This window comes from Bifidobacterium pullorum subsp. saeculare (assembly GCF_016899725.1).
Taxonomy (GTDB): domain Bacteria; phylum Actinomycetota; class Actinomycetes; order Actinomycetales; family Bifidobacteriaceae; genus Bifidobacterium; species Bifidobacterium pullorum_C.
Map to the genome: position 1 here is coordinate 77,474 of NZ_JACLYU010000004.1, position 20,963 is coordinate 98,436.

General features: G+C 70.1%; 17 protein-coding genes and 1 other RNA gene. 5 read left to right on the forward strand and 13 right to left on the reverse strand.

Features of this window, described 5'->3' with window-relative positions; genetic code table 11:
- Positions 1-44 precede the first annotated feature (44 nt).
- The gene (locus H7U32_RS03935; protein ID WP_440201430.1) at positions 45-1,478 is read right to left on the reverse strand and encodes an RNA polymerase sigma factor; all 1,434 of its coding nucleotides are present in this window, start codon (positions 1,476-1,478) and stop codon (positions 45-47) included.
- A gap of 71 nt (positions 1,479-1,549) precedes the next feature.
- Complete coding sequence (locus H7U32_RS03940; RefSeq protein ID WP_204468271.1) at positions 1,550-2,263, reverse strand: DUF4192 domain-containing protein; 714 nt, start codon at positions 2,261-2,263, stop codon at positions 1,550-1,552.
- Positions 2,264-2,495: 232 nt separating this feature from the next.
- Here H7U32_RS03940 and H7U32_RS03945 point away from each other — a divergent pair, with 232 nt between their 5' ends.
- Positions 2,496-3,569, forward strand: coding sequence for a polyprenyl synthetase family protein (locus tag H7U32_RS03945; RefSeq protein WP_204468272.1), 1,074 nt, complete (start codon positions 2,496-2,498; stop codon positions 3,567-3,569).
- A gap of 165 nt (positions 3,570-3,734) precedes the next feature.
- Positions 3,735-5,867 (forward strand): Stk1 family PASTA domain-containing Ser/Thr kinase, encoded by a 2,133-nt coding sequence (locus H7U32_RS03950; RefSeq protein ID WP_204468274.1) that lies wholly within the window; start codon positions 3,735-3,737, stop codon positions 5,865-5,867.
- A gap of 47 nt (positions 5,868-5,914) precedes the next feature.
- Here the strand turns inward: H7U32_RS03950 and H7U32_RS03955 are convergent, their stop codons facing one another.
- Positions 5,915-6,634: a lysophospholipid acyltransferase family protein gene (locus tag H7U32_RS03955; protein ID WP_204468276.1), complete on the reverse strand. Its 720-nt coding sequence runs from the start codon at positions 6,632-6,634 to the stop codon at positions 5,915-5,917.
- Positions 6,635-6,706: 72 nt separating this feature from the next.
- Between H7U32_RS03955 and H7U32_RS03960 the strand changes: the two genes are divergently transcribed.
- A complete protein-coding gene (locus H7U32_RS03960) occupies positions 6,707-7,261 on the forward strand; it encodes a hypothetical protein (protein ID WP_204468277.1) in 555 nt (184 codons plus the stop codon).
- Between the two features lie 4 nt (positions 7,262-7,265).
- Here the strand turns inward: H7U32_RS03960 and trpD are convergent, their stop codons facing one another.
- The 3 genes from trpD to hpf form a co-directional block, all read right to left on the reverse strand.
- Positions 7,266-8,315, reverse strand: coding sequence for an anthranilate phosphoribosyltransferase (trpD, locus tag H7U32_RS03965; RefSeq protein WP_204468279.1), 1,050 nt, complete (start codon positions 8,313-8,315; stop codon positions 7,266-7,268).
- Between the two features lie 161 nt (positions 8,316-8,476).
- Complete coding sequence (gene secA / locus H7U32_RS03970) at positions 8,477-11,413, reverse strand: preprotein translocase subunit SecA (RefSeq protein ID WP_204468281.1); 2,937 nt, start codon at positions 11,411-11,413, stop codon at positions 8,477-8,479.
- 201 nt (positions 11,414-11,614) lie between these two features.
- Positions 11,615-12,283, reverse strand: a complete 669-nt coding sequence (hpf, locus tag H7U32_RS03975; RefSeq protein ID WP_204468283.1) for a ribosome hibernation-promoting factor, HPF/YfiA family — start codon at positions 12,281-12,283, stop codon at positions 11,615-11,617.
- A gap of 180 nt (positions 12,284-12,463) precedes the next feature.
- On the opposite strand from hpf, the gene rnpB reads away from it, so the two are divergent.
- Positions 12,464-12,833, forward strand: an RNA gene (gene rnpB, locus H7U32_RS03980) — RNase P RNA component class A.
- An 88-nt stretch (positions 12,834-12,921) separates the two neighbouring features.
- On the opposite strand, the gene H7U32_RS03985 is transcribed toward rnpB, so the two are convergent.
- The 7 genes from H7U32_RS03985 to H7U32_RS04015 all read right to left on the reverse strand — a co-directional run bounded on the left by H7U32_RS03985 (position 12,922) and on the right by H7U32_RS04015 (position 20,077).
- Positions 12,922-13,581 (reverse strand): regulatory protein RecX, encoded by a 660-nt coding sequence (locus tag H7U32_RS03985; RefSeq protein ID WP_323804571.1) that lies wholly within the window; start codon positions 13,579-13,581, stop codon positions 12,922-12,924.
- Positions 13,578-14,741 carry a recombinase RecA gene (recA, locus tag H7U32_RS03990; protein WP_204468284.1) on the reverse strand — a complete coding sequence of 388 codons (1,164 nt, stop codon included), beginning with the start codon at positions 14,739-14,741 and terminating at the stop codon, positions 13,578-13,580. Before recA ends, H7U32_RS03985 begins: the two co-directional genes overlap by 4 nt.
- A 182-nt stretch (positions 14,742-14,923) precedes the next feature.
- A complete protein-coding gene (locus H7U32_RS03995; RefSeq protein WP_204468286.1) occupies positions 14,924-15,160 on the reverse strand; it encodes a DUF3046 domain-containing protein in 237 nt (78 codons plus the stop codon).
- A gap of 25 nt (positions 15,161-15,185) precedes the next feature.
- Complete coding sequence (locus tag H7U32_RS04000; protein WP_204468288.1) at positions 15,186-15,698, reverse strand: helix-turn-helix domain-containing protein; 513 nt, start codon at positions 15,696-15,698, stop codon at positions 15,186-15,188.
- A gap of 67 nt (positions 15,699-15,765) precedes the next feature.
- A complete protein-coding gene (locus tag H7U32_RS04005) occupies positions 15,766-16,425 on the reverse strand; it encodes a CinA family protein (protein WP_204468290.1) in 660 nt (219 codons plus the stop codon).
- A 28-nt stretch (positions 16,426-16,453) separates the two neighbouring features.
- A complete protein-coding gene (gene pgsA, locus H7U32_RS04010) occupies positions 16,454-17,119 on the reverse strand; it encodes a CDP-diacylglycerol--glycerol-3-phosphate 3-phosphatidyltransferase (RefSeq protein ID WP_204468292.1) in 666 nt (221 codons plus the stop codon).
- A gap of 93 nt (positions 17,120-17,212) precedes the next feature.
- Positions 17,213-20,077, reverse strand: a complete 2,865-nt coding sequence (locus tag H7U32_RS04015) for an FtsK/SpoIIIE family DNA translocase (protein ID WP_204468294.1) — start codon at positions 20,075-20,077, stop codon at positions 17,213-17,215.
- A gap of 92 nt (positions 20,078-20,169) precedes the next feature.
- On the opposite strand from H7U32_RS04015, the gene H7U32_RS04020 reads away from it, so the two are divergent.
- Positions 20,170-20,955, forward strand: a complete 786-nt coding sequence (locus tag H7U32_RS04020; protein ID WP_204468295.1) for a Fic family protein — start codon at positions 20,170-20,172, stop codon at positions 20,953-20,955.
- The last annotated feature ends 8 nt before the right edge of the window (positions 20,956-20,963 follow it).

The following is a 20,963-nucleotide window of genomic DNA, read 5'->3' on the forward strand; positions in this document are numbered from 1 at the left end:
GGTGGGTTGTCCGGTGGCGCGGCCGCCGCGCGGCCGCGGCCCGGTCATTGGTCGAGGAAGTCGCGCAGGGTCTGCGAGCGCGACGGGTGACGCAGCTTGGACATGGTCTTCGACTCGATCTGGCGGATGCGTTCGCGGGTCACGCCGTAGACGCGGCCGATGTCGTCGAGGGTCTTGGGCTGGCCGTCCTCCAGGCCGTAGCGCATCTTGATGACGCCGGCCTCGCGCGGGGACAGGGTCTCGAGCACCTGCTTGAACTGCTCCTGCAGCAGGCTGAACGCCACGGCGTCGGAGGGGGCGATGGCGTCGGTGTCCTCGATGAGGTCGCCGAACTCGGAGTCGCCGTCCTCGCCGAGCGGGGTGTGCAGGGAGATCGGCTCGCGGCCGTACTTCTGCACCTCCTGCACCTTCTCGACCGGCATGTCGAGCTCGCGGGCCAGCTCGTCGGGCGTGGGCTCGCGGCCCAGGTCCTGCAGCATCTGGCGCTGCACGCGCGACAGCTTGTTGATGACCTCGACCATGTGCACGGGCACGCGGATCGTGCGCGCCTGGTCGGCCATGGCGCGGGTGATCGCCTGGCGGATCCACCACGTGGCGTAGGTGGAGAACTTGAAGCCCTTCTGCCAGTCGAACTTCTCGACCGCGCGGATCAGGCCCAGGTTACCCTCCTGGATGAGGTCGAGGAACAGCATGCCGCGGCCCGTGTACCGCTTGGCCAGGGAGACGACCAGGCGCAGGTTGGCCTCCAGGAGGTGGTCCTTGGCCTTCTTGCCGTCGTTGGCGGCCCATTTGAGCTCGCGGCGGCGCTTGAAGTCCATGGTGTCGCCCTCGGTGTCGAGCAGATGCTGGGCGTACAGGCCCGCCTCGATGCGCTCGGAAAGGTCGACTTCCTGTTCGGCGTTGAGCAGGCTCACGCGTCCGATCTGCTTGAGGTAATCCTTGACCGGGTCGGCGGTGGCGCCGGCGTTGATGACGCGGCGGCGCGGATTGCCGGCCTTGGTGCGGCGCGGACGCGGCTCGTCGTCATCCTCGTCGTCGCGCACGACGAACGCGCCCTTCTCCTTGGGCGCCTCGGGCTCGGCCGGCTCGTCGTCCTCGTCGTCCTCGTCGTCGTCCAACGCGGCGGCGGCGTCGTTGAGGCTCTCGTCGTCGTCCTCGTCGTCCGTGGACTCGTCCTCGTCGAGGTCCTCCTCGTCAAGGTCCTCCTCGAGGTCCTCGTCCAGCTCCTCGTCCTCGGCGGTCTCGTCGAGCCGTTCCTCGTCCTTGGGCTGGACCTTGGACTTGGCGGCGGAACGCTTGCCCGTGGCCTTCGCCCCGGCCTTGGCGGCGCTCTTCTTCGCCGAGGCCGCCTTCTTCGCGGCGGGTTTCCGCGCCGTGGTCTTCCCGGCGCCGCGCGCGGAGGCCGTCGCCGTCTTGGCGTCGGCCTGCGCGCCCTGTTCAGCCTCGGTCACTTCAGCCGTCGTGTCCTTGGTAGCCAAACTGTTCCTCCTCGGGTTCCTGCCGTCCGCGCCGACTGCCGGACAGGCGCACTGCGGGCAGGGGCACATCGTCAACTATTGGAGTTAACCATCGCGCGCGGACGATTATTCCCGCCGGCGCCGGCACGGCGGCGCGCGGCGAGACGGGCCGGCGTGATGCCGTGGCCGATGGCGGCGAGCACCATCGCAGCCAGCGAACAGTCCGGGTCGGCCTCCAGGCAGCGGCGGGCCTCGGCGTCCGCGTCCGCGTCGTCCGCCCACCACAGCGCATAGGCGCAGGCGGCCAGCGTCTGCGCGGCCAGCTGCGGCGGCAGCAGGTCGGCGGCGCGTTCCAGCGCCGCCACCCCATGTTCGAGCCGCGCGGCGCAGGCGCGGGCCTGCGGCTCGTACAAAGCCTGGGTGAGCAGGTCGGCCATGCGCCGGGCGACGCGCCGCTCTGCGGGCCTGGACGCGAAGTCCAGGAGCTCGTCCCTGCCGGTCAGGCCGGGCGAGACGACCAGGGAGAGGATGATCGCGTCGCGGATGGCCAGCACCTGGCTCGCCCCGACCGTCAGATACGCCAGGGTCCTGCCGTCGGGCCAGGTGCCCTGGGCGAGGCAGTCGAGCCAGTCGTCCAACGGTCCGTCCAGCCAGCACCGGCAGGCCTGGCCGGGGCCGAGCCGGCGCCGTTCCTCGCGCAGCCGTGTGGCGAGCCCGTCCGCATCCTCCTGCCCCGGCGTCCCCTGGGACCAGTCGTCGGGCCATCCCGCGGGAGGCCGCTGCCGCCGCCGTGTGTTCCGTTCCATCGTCGCTCCTTTGCGTTGCCATGCCCTCCGTCACCGCTGCCTTCCATGGTGCGCGGCGCCGGAGCCGCGCACCAGCCCGCACGGGCATTGTGGTCGGATCCCCGGAATCGTTGGAACGCCGCCATGCCGGCGTTGTGGAGGAAAACGGGTTGTCCACAATCCGCCGGCCCAGACGCCCCGGCATGGCGCGGGGAGGCGCCGTTTGGCTCCGCCGCCGGATACGCTGGGGCGCATGAGCATGGACAGGGAACCCATCGAGACACGCATCGCGGCCCTGGTGGCCGAGTTCGCCGGCGCCCCCGGGCGGCGGGAGGCCCCCGGCTGCTGCCAGGCGCTGGTCGACGCGGCCGCGCGGCAGGCCGTGGCCTCCAGCGAGGGCGGCAAGCGCCTGCGCGCGTTGCTGGCGCTCGACGCCTACGGCGTCTTCGCCGGCGACGTCCCCTCCCCCGCGCGCGACGCGATGCTCGATCTGGCCTGCGGCATCGAGGTGTTCCAGACGGCCGCGCTCGTCCATGACGACATCATCGACGACTCGGATATGCGCCGCGGCAGGCCGAGCGCGCACCGGGCGCTCGCCACGGCCGCCCATGACGACGCGGTGGGCACGGGGCTGGGCATCATGCTCGGCGATGTGCTGGCCACCGCCTCCGTCGCCATCGTGGACCGCGCGGCCCGCGGCCTGCCGAACCGGGACGCGCTCGTCGGCGCGTTCCTCGGCATGCACCACGAGGTGGAGTACGGCCAGATGCTCGACTTGGCGGTGGAGACCGCCGGCCTGGACGACCCGGGCCATCTGGCCGCCGCCTCGCTCGACGTGTTCCGTTGGAAAACCGCCAGCTACACCACGATCGCGCCGTTGGAACTGGCGATGCTGGCCGCCGGCACGCACCCCGGGCCGGCCCGCGAGCGGGCGCTGGCCGTCGGCCATCCGCTGGGCGTCGCCTTCCAACTGGCCGACGACCTGCTCGACGTCATCGGCTCCTCCCGGGCCACCGGCAAACCGGTCGGCGGCGATGTGCGCGAAGGCAAACGCACGGTGCTGCTGGCCGACGCGTTGCGCGAGGCCGGCCCGGACGGCCGCGCCGAGCTCATCGCGGCCTATGCGGCGCCGGAGCGCGACGCGGCCACCGTGCGCCGAGTCATCGACCTGTTCGCCTCCACCGGCGCCATCGACCGCTCCCGGGAACGCATCGCCGGTCTGTGGCGGCAGGCGCGGCAGGCCATCGACGCCCTTGGCCTGACCCCGGACGCCGCGGCGGCGCTGGCGGACGCCTGCTCGCGCTTCGTGCCCGCCGATCTGCGCTAGCCGGCCGCGCAGGCAGCGGCCGGCCTCGCGGGCTCCACGGAACCTCCCGACGTCCTGTGTAGACTGGATGTCAGGCCCCGCCCCCAGGACCCGGAGCGTCATGCGCCGGCATGGCGGCGGGGCGGTGAGTCACATCAACCCCTGCGAAGGCCAGCCTTGGAGAACATGAACGAAGACGCAAACGCCCTGACCGGGCGGACCATCGAGGGACGATACCGCGTCGTCTCCAGGATCGCCGAAGGCGGCATGGCCACTGTCTACAAGGCCGTGGACGAACGGCTCGGCCGCGACGTGGCGATCAAGGTGATGCACACGCAGCTGGCGCAGGGACCGCACCGCGAGCAGTTCGTCGAACGTTTCCGCCGCGAGGCCCGGTCCGCCGCCGCGATCGCGAACCCGCACATCGTGCAGGTGTACGACACCGGCGAGTTCGACGGGCTCGACTATCTGGTCATGGAGTATGTGCATGGCGTGAATCTGCGCCATGAGATGAACCAGCGCGGCACCTTCGATGTGCGCGAGACCGTGCGCATCCTCATGGAGACGCTCGACGGGCTTGCCGCCGCGCACCGCGCCGGCGTGGTGCACCGCGACATCAAGCCGGAGAACATCCTCGTCAACGACCGCGGGCATGTGCAGATCACCGACTTCGGCCTGGCGAAGGCCGCCTCGCAGGCGACGCTGAGCTCCACCGGCATGCTGCTGGGCACCGCGGCCTACCTGGCGCCGGAGATGATCGAGCGCAACGAGGCGACGCCGCAGGGCGACCTGTATTCGGTGGGCGTCATGGCGTGGGAGATGCTGGCCGGGCATGTGCCGTTCGTCTCCGACAATCCGGTCACGCTGGTGTTCAAGCATGTGCATGAGGACGTGCCCGTCGTCTCGAGCGTGTGCCCGGGGATCGCGCCGGCCGTGGCCGCGTTCGTCGCGCATCTGACGGCGCGGGCGGTCGAGGCGCGCCCGGCCGACGCCTCCGTCGCGCTCGACGAGCTGCGCCGCGTCGCCTCTGGTCTGTCGTTGGAGGACTGGCAGTACCGTCTGCAGACGGGCGACACCCCCGTCGCACCGCCCGTGCCGCCGGCCCCCGCCGTGGCGCCGACGACGCCGATGACGGCCGGTGCGACGGCACCCGTCGCCCCGGCCGACTCCGTCACGACGGCCGATCCCGCGGCGACGCTGGCCGTGCCACATGCCGACGGACAGGCCACGCAAGCCCTCGGCGTGGACGGGCTGGCCGCCTTCAAGGACGGTGCCGGCGCGGCGGGCGGGACCGGCGAGGGCGACGGGCACGGCGCGGCGAAGCGGCGGCGCGGCGGCAAGGCCCTGGTCATCGGCTTGGTCGTGGCGCTGGTGCTCGCGGCCGGCGGCGGCGCAGGCGCCTGGTGGTATTACCTGGGCCCTGGCAGCTATTGGGAGCTGCCCAAGCCCGACGACGTGACCTGCGCCGAAGGCCAGACCTGCCGCCTGACCGACGCGGACTGGCACGCGTACGAAAGCACGCTCAAGGTCATGGGCGTGCCCTACCACGTGACCGAGGAGTACAGCGACGACGTGGCCGAAGGCGACGTCGTCACCGCGAAGATCGGACGCGACGAGGCCGCCGTCGGCTCGCATGTGGGCAAGCGTCAGCCGCAGCGGCTGGACGTCGTCGTCTCCAAGGGCGTGCGCATGGCCACGATCCCCGCCGACATCCTCGACCCAAATTCCCAAGCCGGCAAGGATCCGCTCGCCGCGCTCAAGGACGCGGGATTCGACAACGTGCGCCACGACGAGGCGAACGACCAATGGTCCCAGACCCTTCCCGAGGGCGCGGCGATCGCGGTGTCGCCCGACCCCGGCGCCACCGTCAAACACAACGACGAGGTGACCGTCACGCTGTCCAAGGGACCGATGCCGGTGAGCATGCCGGATATCGTCGGCCGCACCAAGGCCGAGGCTCAGCAGGCGCTCGACGACCTCAGGCTCACCGCGAACTTCACCGAGGAGTTCAGCGACACCGCCCCGGCCGGGCAGGTGCTCTCCGCCTCGGTGGACAAGGACACCCAACTGCACTGGGGCGACTCGGTGGACGTGGTCGTCTCGAAGGGCCCACAGATGGCGACGGTGCCGGATGTGCGCGGCCAGCAGTATGACGACGCGGCCAAAACCCTCGAGGCATTGGGACTCAAGGTGCAGAAGTCGGCGCCGCTGGGCGACCTCACACACACGGTGCGGCTGCAGGACCCCGGCCCCGGCCAGCAGGTGCGCGTGCGCGACGCGAACGGCAAGCCCACCGTCGTCACACTCACCGTCGTGTGATCCGGCCTGCCGTGCCTTGGGCCCGGCAGGCCGGCTGCGAATCGGTTTCAGGCCCTCGGCCCGGACTGTGCGGCCTGCGCGGCCGCGGCCTGCTCCTTGAGCCGCTTCTTGACGGCCTGGGCGTATTCGGGCACGTATTCCTGGCCGCTCATCGCGACGATGGCGGCGGACACCCGGTCCGTGAGCCCGCGCAGATCGTCGTGGGTGATGTCGGCGGCGGCCTTGCGCTCCACCTCGATCGGCTTGCCGTAGATGACCTGGGTCTTGCCCTTCTTCGGCACCACGGTGCCGACGGGCTGGAGCTTGTCCGAGCCGATGATCGCGGTGGGCACGATCGGGCAGCCGGTCTCCAACGCGAGCTTGGCCATGCCGGTGTGGCCCTTGTACAGGCGCCCGTCGGGGCTGCGCGTGCCCTCAATGTGAATGCCGAAGAGGTGGCCCTCCTCGATAATCTGCCGCGCATGCTCCAGCGCGCCGAGGGATTTGCTGCCGCCGGAACGGTCGACCGGGAACACGCCCACGGAGGTGAACCACCACTTCTTGAACCGGCCCTTAAACCCCTTGCCTTCGAAGTACTCGGCCTTGCCCATGAAATGGACCATGCGCGGGCAGGTGATCGGGATGAGCGCGTCGTCGATGACAGCCAGATGGTTCGCCGCGATGATCGCGCCGCCCTCGCGCGGCACGTTCTCAAGCCCCGTGACGGTGGGGCCGAGCCTCAGACGGGCGATCCAGCCGAATCCCTTGACGAAGAACCAGTACAGCACGATGGGTCCCTTCCCTCTTGCCTTGGCCAGGCGGGGCGCGGTTTGCCCCCACGCCTGATTAGAGTGGTGTCCATGACTGACCTCAACAATAGCAACGTCGACGACGAACGCGAAAACGCCGCCTCCGGCGGCAACGACCTGGATGCCGCGTGGGCGGCGTTCGAGGCGGAGCATCGCGATGAGCTCAAGGATGTGGCCGGCTCCTCCAGCGCCAGGAAGTTCGAGCGGCATGCGCAGCGCAAGGAGAAGGAGGCGCTGCTCAACGTGGACGACCTGACCGCCGATTCCTTCGCGCATGGCAACGCGGGCGCGCGCTCGCGCGGACCGCGCGACTTCTCCGGGTCCAGCTGGTTGGACACGGATGAGGTGATGGACCGTTACGGCGAGGACTTCGTGCCGCCGAACCCCTCGATCGGCCCGGTGAACAAGGCGAAGGCCCTGTTCTGGATTCTGCTGGTCGTGGGCATCGCGGGCATCATCGCCTCGGTGTTCGTGCCGGCGCTCACCGGTTTCCTCGGATCGGTGTTCGGCCTGTGCGCGCTGCTGGGCGCGGCCGGACTCATCATCCGCCACCGGGGCCACCGGCAGACCCGCACCGACGAGTTCGACGACGGGGCGCGGGTCTGACCGCTCAGGCCTTGGCCTTGGCGACCTCGATCCAACGCTCGAGCAGCGCCATGGCGGAGCCGTTGTCCACCGCGTCCTGGGCCAGCGCGTAGGCGGTCTGGAAACGCCCGGCCAGCGTGCCGTCGGCGGGGACCAGATGTCCATCGGCGACGATGGCGGAGGCGGCGTTGAGCAACGCGGTGGTGCGGAACGGCACGTCGCGCCCGGCGAGGAAGTCGCGCATCGCCTGCGCATTGAAGTCCGGCTCCCCGCCCTTGAGGTCCGCGCTCGAGACGGGGGCGAGCCCCAGCTCCACGGTGGGGTCGAATTCGGTTTCGACGACGCCTTCGCCACGGAACTCCCAGACGGAGACCGGCCCGGTGGGTGCGAGCTCATCGAGTCCCTCGTGCGAGGTGTACACCATGCCGGTCTGGCCGCGTCCGGCGTACACCTCGGCCATGATCGGGCTCAGACGGCGGTCGGCGCAGCCGATGGCCACATGCTGCGGATTGGCGGGGTTGGTCAACGGGCCGAGCACGTTGAACACGCAGGGCACGCCGAGGGCGGCGCGGATCGGTCCCACGAAACGCATGGCCGGGTGGAAGGTCTTCGCGAAGGCGAAGGTGACGCCCACTTCGTCGGCCACCTCACCCACGGCCTCGGGCGTCAGGCCGAGCGGCAGACCGAGCGCCTCCAGGCAGTCGGCGGCGCCGCATTTCGAGGAGGCGGCGCGGTTGCCGTGCTTGACGATCTTCACGCCGGCGGCCGCGGCCGCGACCATGCCCATCGTCGAAAGGTTCACCGTGGCCGCGCCGTCGCCGCCGGTGCCGACGATGTCGGTGCACTCCCCCGTGACCTTGAGCGGCACCGCGTGCGCGACCATCGCCTTGGCGGCGCCGGCGACCTCCTCGGCGGTCAGGCCGAGCTGCTGCTGGGTGGCGAGCACCGCGCCGACGGCGGCGGGGGCGGCGTTGCCTTCCATCAGGTCGTCGACATACCACTCGGTCTCCCCCGCCGTCAGGTGGGAGCCGCCCACAAGCTTGGTCAGGATCGATTTCCATGTGACGTCGGCCATGATGCCCCTTTCCGTCGAGGGCGTGGAGGCACGTCCCCTGTGCTTGGTTGCGGCTTATTGTAACGACGTCCCGTTGCATGGGATTCGCGCGTCCGTATGACGGAAAGCGCCACCCTCCATGGAGGGCGGCGCTTTCCGTCATATGCGATGCCTACAGGCCGTCAGGCCTTCTCGTTCTGGCCGTGGCACATCTTGTACTTGCGGCCGGAGCCGCACGGGCACGGCTGGTTCTTGCCGGTGCCGGGGAAAGTGCGGCCGTCGGCCCACGGCGTCTTGAGCTCCTCGCTCTTCGGACGCTTGCTGGCCGGGACCTTGCCCTCGGCGTGGCTGACCGGTGCCGGGCCGACGATCACCGGGTTGCCGTTCTCGTCGTGGGTCACCACCGCGTTGTCCTCGGTCTCGTCGGCCTCCTGCTCGACCTCGCCTTCGGCGGCCTCGTCGGCGGTCTCGCCGTCCTCGTCGGGCCCGGCGGCCATGACCGTGGCGTCCTCGGATGCGGAGGAATCCTCGGATGCGCCCTCGATGCCGACGGCGGCCTCCGCGGCGTCCACGGCCGCGTCCTCGTCGCGCTCGGTGCTCAGGTCCTCGGTTTTGGCGACCTGCTGGATGTCGATGTGGAACAGCAGCTGGATGGACTCCTCCTTGATCGCCTCGATCATGGAGTTGTACATCTGGTAGCCCTCGCGCTGGTATTCGACCAGCGGATCACGCTGGCCCATGCCGCGCAGTCCGATGCCGTCCTTGAGGTAGTCCATCTCGTAGAGGTGCTCGCGCCACTTGCGGTCGAGCACGGCGAGCACGACGCGGCGTTCCAGCTGGCGCAGACCTTCGGCTCCGAGCACGGACTCCATCCGCGCGTAGGATTCCTTGGCGTCGGCGACGATGACGTCGACGACGGCCGCGGCCGCCTTCTCGCCCTTCTTGCCTTCGGCGGCGGCCTGGGCGTCCTCCACCGTCACCGTGGTGGGCACGACAGCGGCCAGGGCCTTGAACAGGCCCTCCCAATCCCAATCCTTCGGCTTGTCGGAGCCGTTGTTGGCGCCCTTGACGTAGGAGGCGACGGTGTCGACGATGAAGCGCTCGATGTCCTCGTGGATGTCGTCGCCCTTGAGCACCTTCTGACGCTCGGAGTAGATGACGGTGCGCTGCTTGTTCATCACATCGTCGTACTTGAGCACGTTCTTGCGGATCTCGAAGTTCTGCGACTCACGGGCCTTCTGCGCGTTGCGCACGCCCTTGGACACGGCCTTCGACTCGATTGGTTCGCCCTCCGGCAGACCCTTGGCCATCACACGGGCCACAAGCTGCGTGTTGAACAGGCGCATGAGGTCGTCCTCGAGCGACAGGTAGAAGCGGGATTCGCCCGGGTCGCCCTGGCGGCCGGAGCGGCCGCGCAGCTGGTTGTCGATGCGGCGGGACTCGTGGCGCTCGGTGCCGAGCACGTACAGGCCGCCGAGCTCGACGACCTCCTCGTGCTCGTCCTTGACCTGGGCCTTGATCTCGTTGAGGGTGCCGGGCCAGCGCTTCTCATACTCGTCCGGGGTGTCCTCCGGGGAGTAGCCCTCGGACTTGAGCTTGGAGTCGGCGAGGAACTCGACGTTGCCGCCGAGCATGATGTCGGTGCCGCGGCCGGCCATGTTGGTGGCCACGGTGACGGCGCCCTTGCGGCCGGCGACCGCGACGACCGCGGCCTCCTTCTCATGCTGCTTGGCGTTGAGCACCTGATGCGGGATCTTGGCCACGTCGAGCAGGGTGGAGACGATCTCCGAGCTTTCCACGGAGGCGGTGCCCAGCAGCACCGGCTGTCCCTTGGCGTGGCGGGCGGCCACGTCGCGCACGATCGCGGCGAGCTTCTCCTTCTTCGTGCGGAAGATGAGGTCGTCCTTGTCCTCGCGGATCATCGGCTTGTTCGTCGGGATCGGCAGCACGCCCAGCTTGTACGTGCTCATGAACTCGGCCGCCTCGGTCTCGGCGGTGCCGGTCATGCCGGCGAGCTTGTCGTACATGCGGAAGTAGTTCTGCAGGGTGATCGTGGCGAAGGTCTGGTTCTCGGCCTTGACCTCCACGCCTTCCTTGGCCTCGATGGCCTGGTGCAGGCCTTCGTTGTAGCGGCGGCCGGGCAGGATGCGGCCGGTGTGCTCGTCGACGATGAGCACCTCGCCGCCGGTGACCACGTAGTCACGGTCGCGCAGGAAGAGCTCCTTGGCCTTGATCGCGTTGTTGAGGTAGCCGATGAGCGCGGTGTTAGACGGCTCGTACAGGTTGTCGATGCCGAGGAAGTCCTCGACCTTGGTGATGCCCGGGTCGAGGATGCCGATGGTCTTCTTCTTCTCGTCGACCTCGTAGTCCTCGCCGCGCACCAGCTTGGGCGCCAGGCGTGCGAACTGGCGGTACCAGCGGGTCACGTCGCCCTCGGCCGGTCCGGAGATGATGAGCGGGGTGCGGGCCTCGTCGATGAGGATCGAGTCCACCTCGTCGACGATCGCATAGTGGTGGCCGCGCTGCACGAGCTCGTTCTTCTCCCACGCCATGTTGTCGCGCAGATAGTCGAAGCCGAACTCGTTGTTCGTGCCGTAGGTGATGTCCGCGCTGTACTGCTTACGGCGCTCGGCCGGCTTCTGCTCGGTGATGATGCAGCCGACGCTCATGCCCAGGAAGCGGTAGATGCGGCCCATGAGCTCGCTCTGGTAGCTGGCCAGGTAGTCGTTGACGGTGACCACGTGCACGCCCTTGCCCTCCAGCGCGTTGAGGTAGCTGGGCAGCGTGGCGACGAGCGTCTTGCCTTCGCCGGTCTTCATCTCGGCGATGTTGCCCCAGTGCAGGGCGGCGCCGCCCATGAGCTGCACATCGAAGTGGCGCTGGCCGAGTGTGCGCTTGGAGACCTCGCGCACCGTGGCGAAGGCCTCGGGCATGATGTCGTCCAGGCTCTTGCCGTTCTCGAGCTGCTGCTTGAACTTCGGCGTCTGCGCCTTGAGCTCCTCGTCGGAAAGGGCCGAGATCTCGTCCTCCAGGGCGTTCACGGCCTTGGCCACGCCCTCGAGTTTCTTGATCTGGTGGCCTTCGCCCATGCGCAGGGCCTTGTCAACGATGTCTACCACTGTTCGCTCCTGTGTCGTGTACACGGATCGCCCACGGTCCTCCTGCGACGTCAGACCTCGGGCACACTGCCGACCAGTGTACGCGACAACCTCGATGAACGGTGGGAACACGCCATATCCCGGAGCATACGGCCGGGCCCGCCGGAGGGGGAATCCCTCCGGCGGGCCCGGTTCCATCGGCGCCGCGTCAGGCGGCTTGGCTCACTTCGTCTTGGCGACGTTCTCCGGGGTGTCGATCTCGAAGACGCCATAGCTCCAGCCGTGGCGGTGGTAGACGACGGACGGACGGTTCGTCTCCTTGTTCACGAACAGGAAGAAGTCGTGGCCGATGAGCTCCATCTCGTACAGGGCCTCGTCGATGGTCATCGGCTCGGCGATGTGCAGCTTGCGGCGGATGACGATCGGGGTGTCGCCCACCTGCACCTCCACCGACTCGCCGGGTCCCAGGTCGGAGGCGACGGCGGCCTGCGGGCTGTTGTTCGGCTCCTCGGCGGCGGCCTCCTCCTCGGCGGTCTCCGGCTCCACGGCACCCAGGTCCACAGGTTCCATCGTCGTATAGCCACGGCGGTGGTCCTTGCGGCGGTCACGGGTGCGGCGCAGACGCAGGGTCAGCTTGTCGAGGGCCAGGTCGAGGGCGCTGTACTCGTCGGCGCTCGAAGCCTCGGCGCGCACCACGGTGCGGCCGGCGATGACGGTGATCTCCACGCGCTTGGCGCTGTCGGCCCGGCTCGGGTTGCCCTCGTGGGTCACCACGATCTGCGCGCGCTGGGCGTCCGGGGCGATGGCGGTCACACGATTCATCTTGCTTTCGACGACATCACGGAACCTCTGCTTGATCTGCGTGTGGCGTCCGGTAACGACGATTTCCATGGTGACCTCCCTTTGCATTCAAGCGGCTGTCCGCCGCTATATCTGTCCCCGTCGGCAACATTACCGGCGAGGTGAGTCCCATTGTAGACGAACGGACCGCGCTTTCGCGCAGACGCGCCCAACGGCGTGAAAATTCCGCCGGCTCCTCCGCGGTCCGGACGGCGTGTATGATGGTGCCTCCGAGACCCCCCGATGGCCGCGGCCCCGACCTTCATTGGGACGGGCTGAGGAACTTCCGGGCTCCGCAGAGCACGATGGCGGATAACGTCCGCCCAGGGCGACCTGAGAGCTAGCGCAACAGAGAACAGACCGCCTCCCCTCGGGAGGCAAGGGTGAAACGGCGGTGTAAGAGACCACCGGGCCCCTGGTAACAGCGGGCCGCATGGCAAGCCTCATCGGGAGCAAGGCCAAGCAGATGACGGCAAGGGCTGCTCGTCCGTGTCATCGGGTAGGCCGCTAGAGCCTGGCGGCGACGTCAGGTCGAGATGGATGGCCATCCGCGCCGCTTCGCGCGGCGTGACAGAACCCGGGGTACAAGGGGTCTCGTCCTCGTTATGGCGGGGGCGTGCGGTCCATGGACCGCACGCCCCCGCCTTCGCATATCGGCCGCGGGTCACGTCCCGGCCCGCCGCCCGCGGTCAGTCGTCGAAGGTGCCGTCCCCGTCGATGAGGACCTGGGCGACCTCGCGCAGCACATCGGGACCATGCCCCTTGCGCGCGCCGGCCGACCAGAGACGGCGTTTGCGCACGGCGGAATCCAGGCCGCGGGTGCGCGCGGCGACCTTGCGTCCGAGTTCCCATGCCGCATCCTCGAACACGCCGGCCTGGGCGGCCTCCTCGGCCACCTCCTCCGCCAGCGTGCGGGCGACGCCCTTGCGCGTCAGCTCCACCATGGTGGCGCGGCGTCCGAGCATCCGCGCGGCGCATTGGCGCACGACGGATTCGGCGTAGGCGCGGTCGTCCAGCAGGCTCACCTCGGCGAGCCTGTCCACGACGGCTGCCGCGGTTGCCTCCGTATAGCCTTTGGCGACCAGCCGCTCGCGCAGGGCGCCGGAGGAGCGCGGCGCCGCGTCGAGCAGGCGCAGCGCCGCCTCGCGGCAGGCCTCGTAGTCGTCCGGATCGTCCGGCGCGGCGGCCGCGCCACCGCCCCAACGGCCGCGGCCGCCCGTAGCCGGCCGGCCGGCGCCGCCGCGCCTCGAGCGAGCCGGCGGCACGCAGGTCCGCCCCGCCGCCGCGTCCGCGGCCCCGGCGGGGATGGCGACGCCGTGGGCGGCGAGGAAGGCCTCGGCGCCGATCACTTGGCGTCAGCCGCCTTGCCGGCGGCGTCGGCGGACTTGGCGGGAGTCTTGCCGGCCGGCGCGGCGCCGTCGGCGGCCTCGGCGGCCTCGTCCTCGGCGAACTGGTCGGTGGGCTCCAGCAGGCCGAACTCGACCTTGACCTTGTCCTCGATCTGCTTGGTGATGTCCTGGTGCTCCTTGAGGAAGCGGCGCACGTTCTCGCGGCCCTGGCCGAGCTGGCCGTCGCCGTAGGTGAACCAGGAGCCGGATTTGCGCACGACGCCGACCTGCAGGGCCATGTCGAGCACGGAGCCCTCGCGGGAGATGCCCTCGCCGTAGAGCACGTCGAATTCGGCGGATTTGAACGGCGGGGCCATCTTGTTCTTGACCACCTTGACGCGCGTGCGGTTGCCGACCACGTCCTCGCCGTTCTTCAGGGCGGCGATGCGGCGGATGTCGAGGCGCACGGAGGAGTAGAACTTCAAGGCCTTGCCACCGGTGGTGGTCTCGGGGTTGCCGAACATCACGCCGATCTTCTCGCGCAGCTGGTTGATGAAGATGGCGGTGGTGCCGGCCTGGGCGAGCGCGCCGGTCATCTTGCGCAGCGCCTGGCTCATGAGGCGGGCCTGCAGGCCCACGTGGCTGTCGCCCATCTCGCCTTCGATCTCGGCCTTGGGCACCAGGGCGGCCACCGAGTCGATGACGATGACGTCGAGTGCCCCGGAACGGATGAGCATATCGGCGATCTCCAGGGCCTGCTCGCCGTTGTCGGGTTGGGAGACAATGAGGGAGTCGGTGTCGACGCCGAGTTTGCGCGCGTACACCGGGTCGAGGGCGTGCTCGGCGTCGATGAACGCGGCCACGCCGCCCTCGCGCTGCGCGTTGGCGACGACGTGGAGCGCAAGCGTCGTCTTGCCGGAGGATTCGGGGCCGTAGATCTCCACGACGCGCCCCTTGGGCAGGCCGCCGATGCCGAGGGCCATGTCGAGGGCCAGGGAGCCGGTGGGGATGACCTCCACGTCCTGCTCGGGCCGGTCGCCCAGGCGCATCGCCGAGCCCTTGCCGAAGCTTTTCTCCACCTGCGCGAGCGCGGTGTCGAGCGCGGCCTTGCGCTTGGGGTCGATCTCGTGCTTGGCCGGCGCCTCGCCCGCCTTGGCCGCGGCCTTCGCCTGCTGTGCCATGATGTTCTCCTTTGCGTCGCTGGCGGTTCGTTCGCGTCCACGGTACGGGCCCCGTCCGAGCGGGCGCAATCCCGCCAGGGCATTGTGGTCGGATCCTCCGCTCCGGGCGTGTCGCGCACGCCATCCGCCGTACTGCGCCCACTATAGCGAGCGAGGCGAACAAATGTTCGAACAACGCGCCGTCAGCGGCCGTGGGGCATCGGCGGCGCGTTGTGGTCGCGTCCCCAGCGCCTGGAATCGGGCACATCCATCTGGTCGCACAGCACATTCCAGACCAAGCGGGGCTCCTCCCCCGCCTCGAGGGCCTCGACCACGCTCATGCCGCCGAGCTTGGCCAGCGCCTGGTCATGGGCGAGCGAACGGCCGTAGCCACGGCCGAAGACCTCTTCGAGCAGTTCCCAGAATTCCCGTTCCCTCATGGCGACGCCTCCGTTGAGTCGCCGCTCACTCCTCGACGGAGTCGAGGTAGTCGGCGACGAGGCGCAGCATCTGCGCGCAGCTGACGCCCAGCGCCTGGGCGATGGAGCACAGCAGCTCCGAGCTGGCCTCCTTCTGCCCGCGCTCCACCTCGGACAGGTAGCCGAGCGAGACGCCGGCCTTCTCGGAGACCTCGCGCAGGGTCTTGTGGTCGCGGGTGCGCAGGTCGCGCAGCACCCGTCCGATGGCGCCGCGCAGGGAGATGGTCTTCGGTTCGCCGGTCTCCTTGGCGGGCCGGTGGTCCTCGCGGCGGGGCGCCTCGGCGGCGTCCTCCTCATGCCACAGGCGGTTCAGCGCCGCCTGGCGCTCGTCCTTGGCCTTGCGCGCGGCGCGGGCGCGGATCACCTGCTGCTGGGCGAATATCACGGCGCGGCGCTGGGCCGGCGTGAGTTCCTGGGTCCGTGCGGTGCCGGGCCGGACGATCTCCGGCGCCATGGCCGGGACCTCGGTCTGTGCTGCGGTGCGCGTCATCGTCTCCATGCTCGTCCCCCTTGGTTGTCGTTTGATGTGATGCCTTCCAGTACTGTCAATCCCCCACGATGCCCGTTTATTCCTGTGAACATCCTGACAGTGCGCTTACGATCGCCAGAATATCGAGGACGGCGAGCCGCCGCACCGCGGGACGGTCGCCGCCGAGCCGCAGTTCGGCGGCGATGGTGCGCCGGCCGTCGGCGTCGTGCCGCTCCCCCGCCCAGGCTCCGGCGCCGCCGATGATGGGGACCGCGCCGGGCGCGGTGGGTTCCGCCGCCAGGGCCGGCAGCGTCTGCGCAAGGGCGTCGGCCTCCGCCCCGGGCAGTGACAGGCCGACGTACACGAGGCCGGCGGGCTTGTCCCCGTCGGGGCCGGGGCCGGCGACGCCGGTCGTGGACAATCCCACGACCCCGTGGTAGCCGGGCTGGTCGTAGAGGCGGGCGGTGGCGGCGGCCATCTGCCGCGCCACCTCGGGGTGGACGGCGCCCTCGCGCTCCAGCAGGGCGCGGTCGATGCCGAGGATGCTGGCCTTGGCGCGGATGTCGTAGGTGACGGCGGAGCCGAGGAAGGAGTCGGAGGCGCCGGGGATGCGCACGAAGGCGTCGGCGAGCAGGCCGCCGGTCAGGGATTCGGCGCAGGCGAGCTTCAGGCCGCGCCGCACGCACCATGCGAGCACCGGCGCGGCGAGCGCGTCGCACCGCCGCTGCCACCGTGCCATCGTCGCACTGTCGCTCATCGCAACCTCCTGGGACACGGGCCCGCGCTCAGGCGTCGGCGCCCTTCCTGCCGCCGAAGGTGTTGACCAGGTACACCACGCCGGAGTACAGGCACAGCACCAGCGCCACATAGATCAGCACTTGGGTGGCCCAGGTGTAGGCGGTGAGCCAGGCGGGCGTGGGCACGCGCAGGTCGAGCGACCACATCGGCAACAGCAGCATGGACAGGCCGATGCACTGGAACACTGTCTTGAGCTTGCCGGGCCAGGCGGCGGCGATGACCTTGCCGCCGGGGCGTTCCATCACGAAGAAGCGCATGACGGTGATGCCGATCTCGCGCACGAGGAACAGCACGGTGACCCACCACGCCAGTTCGCCGAACACGGAGGCAACGACCATCGTGCCGCAGGTGAGCAGCTTGTCGGCGATGGGGTCCATGAGCTTGCCCATCTCGGTGACCTGATCGTATTTGCGCGCCATCCAGCCGTCGATCTTATCGGTGGAGGCGGCGATGATGAACAGCACGGCGGCCGCCCACCGCATCGGCAGGTTGTCCTCGCCCCACGGGCCGGCCAGGCACATGAGCACGAGCAGCACCACGACCAGCACGATGCGCGCGTAGGTGACCAGGTTCGGCGGGGCGTTCCAGCCGTCCAGCAGGGACGGCTTGGCGGCGCTTGCGGCAAGTGCGGCTTTGTTCCGTTCGTCAGTCATGTCTCCACACTGTACGCCCGCTGGCCTACCTCGCCGCTGGCAATGAGCTGGCAGCGGGCGCAGGGAACGCTGCGAACCGCCGGGCTCAGGCCGTCACTGGCCGGCCGCGGCGGAGGGCACGATCGCGTCGGTCTCGCCGCGGATGAACGCGAGCACCTGCGGCAGGTCCGGCGGCTGGACGAGCACCTGGCGCGCCTTGGATCCCTCGGACGGGCCGACCACGCCGCGCGACTCCAGCAGGTCCATGAGCCTGCCGGCCTTCGCGAAGCCGACGCGCAGCTTGCGCTGCAGCATCGAGGTGGAGCCGAACTGCGTGGTGACCACGAGTTCGGCGGCCTGCAGCAGCAGGTCCATGTCGTCGCCGATCTCCTCGTCCGGTTCCACGGCCTTGTGCTCCGCCTCGGCGGCCATCTGCTCGATGTCCTCGCGGTAGCGGGGCTTGCGCTGGGTGCGCGTGAACTCGACGGCCTTGCGGATCTCGGATTCGCTCACCCACGCGCCCTGCACGCGGATGGGCTTGGCGGTGCCCATCGGCAGGAACAGCGCGTCGCCCTGGCCGATCAGCGTCTCGGCGCCGGTGGTGTCGAGGATGACGCGCGAATCGGTGGCCGAGGAGGTGGCGAAGGCGAGGCGGGAGGGGATGTTGGCCTTGATGAGGCCGGTGACCACGTCCACGCTCGGCCGCTGCGTGGCGAGCACGAGGTGTACGCCGGCGGCGCGGGCCAGCTGGGTGATGCGCTGGATCGAGGATTCGACGTCGTTCTTGGCCACCATCATGAGGTCGGCCATCTCGTCGACGACGACGAGGATGTACGGGTAGGGCGCCACCTTGCGGTTGGAGCCGGCCGGGGCGTGCACCTTGCCGGCGCGCACGGCCTCGTTGAAGTCCTTGATGTGGCGGAAGCCGAAGAACTCCAGGTCGGAGTAGCGGGCGTCCATCTCCTTGACCACCCATTCCAGGGATTGGGCGGCCTTCTTCGGGTCGGTGATGATGGGCGTGAGCAGGTGCGGGATGCCGGCGTAGGCGGACAGTTCCACGCGCTTGGGGTCGACCATGATCAGGCGCACCTGCTCGGGCGTGGCACGCATGATGATCGAGGTGAGCATCGAGTTGATGAAGCTCGACTTGCCGCTTCCGGTGGCGCCGGCGACGAGCAGATGGGGCATCTTGGCGAGGTCGGCGGTCACGAAATGGCCCTCGACGTCCTTGCCCACGCCTGTGAGCATCGGATTGGGGTCGTTCCTCGCCTTGTCCGAGCGCAGCACGTCGCCCAGGTGCACGATCTCGCGGTCGGCGTTGGGGATCTCGATGCCGATCGCGGATTTGCCGGGGATCGGCGAGAGGATGCGCACGTCGGAACTGGCCACCGCGTAGGCGATGTTCTTCTGCAGGTTGGTGACCTTCTCCACTTTGACGCCGGCGCCGAGCTCGACCTCGTACTGGGTGACGGACGGGCCGCGCAGGAAGCCGACGACGCGTGCGTCGACCTTGAACTGCTGGAAGGTGGAGGTCAGGGCGGCGATGACCCGGTCGTTGGCGGGGGTGCGGGCCGCATGCGGCTGGCCCTTGGCGAGCAGGTCGAGGCTGGGCAGCTGGTAAGGATGCTCGGCGTCGTCCGCCGAGGGGACGTCCGCGCCGGGGGCTCCGCCCGCGGCGTCCCCGGCCGTTCCGGCGCCGCGGTTGTCGGCGTTGGCGCCTTCGTCGGCCCCGTAGGCGCCGGTGCCGGCCGCGGCGGTCGCGTCGGCGACCTCGGCCGGGCCGGCCTGCGTGTCGTCGGCGAGCGCGGCCCAGGGGTCGGCCGCGCCCGGTCCGGCCGCCGAGGAGACGACGGTGCGGACGGCGGGGGCCGCGTCGAGGGCTTCGGTGGCCTCGGCGGCGCGGGCGAGCGCGGAGGCGACGGAGCGGGCGCCGGCGGGGGCGATGCCGGCGGCGGGCACGGCGAGCGTGGCGTCGTCGACGATGGGGGTTTCGGCGGTCGCGCCGTGGCTGCTGGCGGCGCGGGCGAAGGGGTCGTCGCCTTCGTAGCGCTCGAGGCTCGGGTCGCCGCCGTCCTTGCGGCGGCGGGAGAACAGGCCGGTCAGCCGGGAGAACAGGCCGGGACGGGCCGCGGGCCCGTCGTCGCCGTCGTCGCCGTCGTCGTGGGTGGGCACGCCGTCGGCGAGGGGCAGCGTGGCGTCGCCGACGCGCACCTCGTTGGGGAAGGCGTCCGCCTCGTCTTCGCCGGCGTCCGCAGCCTTGCCGGCGGACCGGCCCGCGAAGCGCTCGCGCAGCCGGCGGAGGTCCTGCGGCAGGTCGGTGACGTGGGTGCGGGTGATCATGAGCAGGGAGAACAGGCCGACGACGACGAACACGACGATCGCGAAGGCCTTCGACAGGCCCCAGGCCAGCGGGGAGCCGAGCACGAAGCCGACGAGGCCGCCCGCCTGCTGCAGGGCGGCGAGGGAGAAGCCGGGCACGTCGGAGGCGAGGACGACGTCGATGATCGAGCAGATGGACCACAGCAGCAGCACCCAGCCGGTGACGACGCGCGGATTGTCGGAGGCCTTGCCGGAGTTGCGCATGAGGCGGATGGCGACGATGGCGAGCAGCACCGGCAGCACGACGCTCATCAGGCCGAACACGCCGGAGGCGACGGCGTGGAGGAACACGCCGAGCGGCCCGGTGACGCGGAACCATTCGGAGGCGCAGAAGAACACGGCCAGCACCATGAGCAGGAAGCACAGGCCGTCGCGCCGGTAGGCGGGGTCGTACTCCCCCACGCCGGTGACGGCGCGCACGCCGGAGCCGACCGCGCGCGGGATGGCCAGAAGGGCGCGCTTCCAGAGCGGCTCGGGCAGGTCCGCGCCCGCCTCGCCGCGGGCGCCTCCTGCGGCCGGGCGGGAGGATCTGGCGCCGGACGAGCCGCCGCGTGCGCTGGACGTGCCGTTCTTCCTGGGGCTTCGTGTCGTGTCAACCATAGCGGTTCCAATCTAGCGAACCGCGCGTACCTCGGAAGGCGGGCCCGGCCGGCCGGTTTCGGCCGGCGGCGCCGAGGGGGTACCATCGAGGCATGACTCCAGCGGAACGGGCGAGCGCAGTCGCCTTCGCATTGCGGAACTGCGCGTTGGAAGCGATGGAGCCGGGCGATGCGACGATGCGCGCCGCGGCGCGGTACCAGCATGGCGACATCGACGTGGACGGGCTCATCGACGCGGCCGACCAGTCCACGGACGCGATGCGCAAGCGGCTGGCGGACGGCAGCCTCGACGAGACGGCGCGCGACCGGGCGGATTCGGTGTTCGCCCGCACCGTGCTGCTCGCCCAGCGCGGCTGGGAGCCCTCCGGCGACCTGGCGGAGCTGGTGGCGATCCACCGGGGGCTGTTCGACGGCGTGTTCGACGACGCGGGCCGGCTGCGCGGCTCGGACGTGGCGCGCGGCAAAACGGACGACACGAGGCGCGCGCGCAATCCCGAGGCGTTCTTCCCTGCGGTTCTCATCGAGACCGGCGCGCATAACATCGCGATGGAGCTGGCGGAGAAGCGCAACCTGACGGTCATGGACCGCGTGGAGTTCGTGCGCGAGCTGGCGCATATCCTCGACGAGCTGGGCTACCTGCATCCGTTCCGCGGCGGCAACGCGATGACGCTGCGCATCTTCGTCTCCCGCCTGGCGCATGACGCCGGCTGGGACCTCGACTGGGGCACGGTGACGCGCAGCGAGTACAAGGAGGCCAAGCACGCGGCCTACCGCGGCGACACCACCGGCTTCGAGCGGATGTTCGACCGGATCTGCCGGCCGGCGAATCCGACGCGCATCTGCCTGATCGCCGGCTGGGACCAGGGCCCGGCCCACTGACCGGCCGC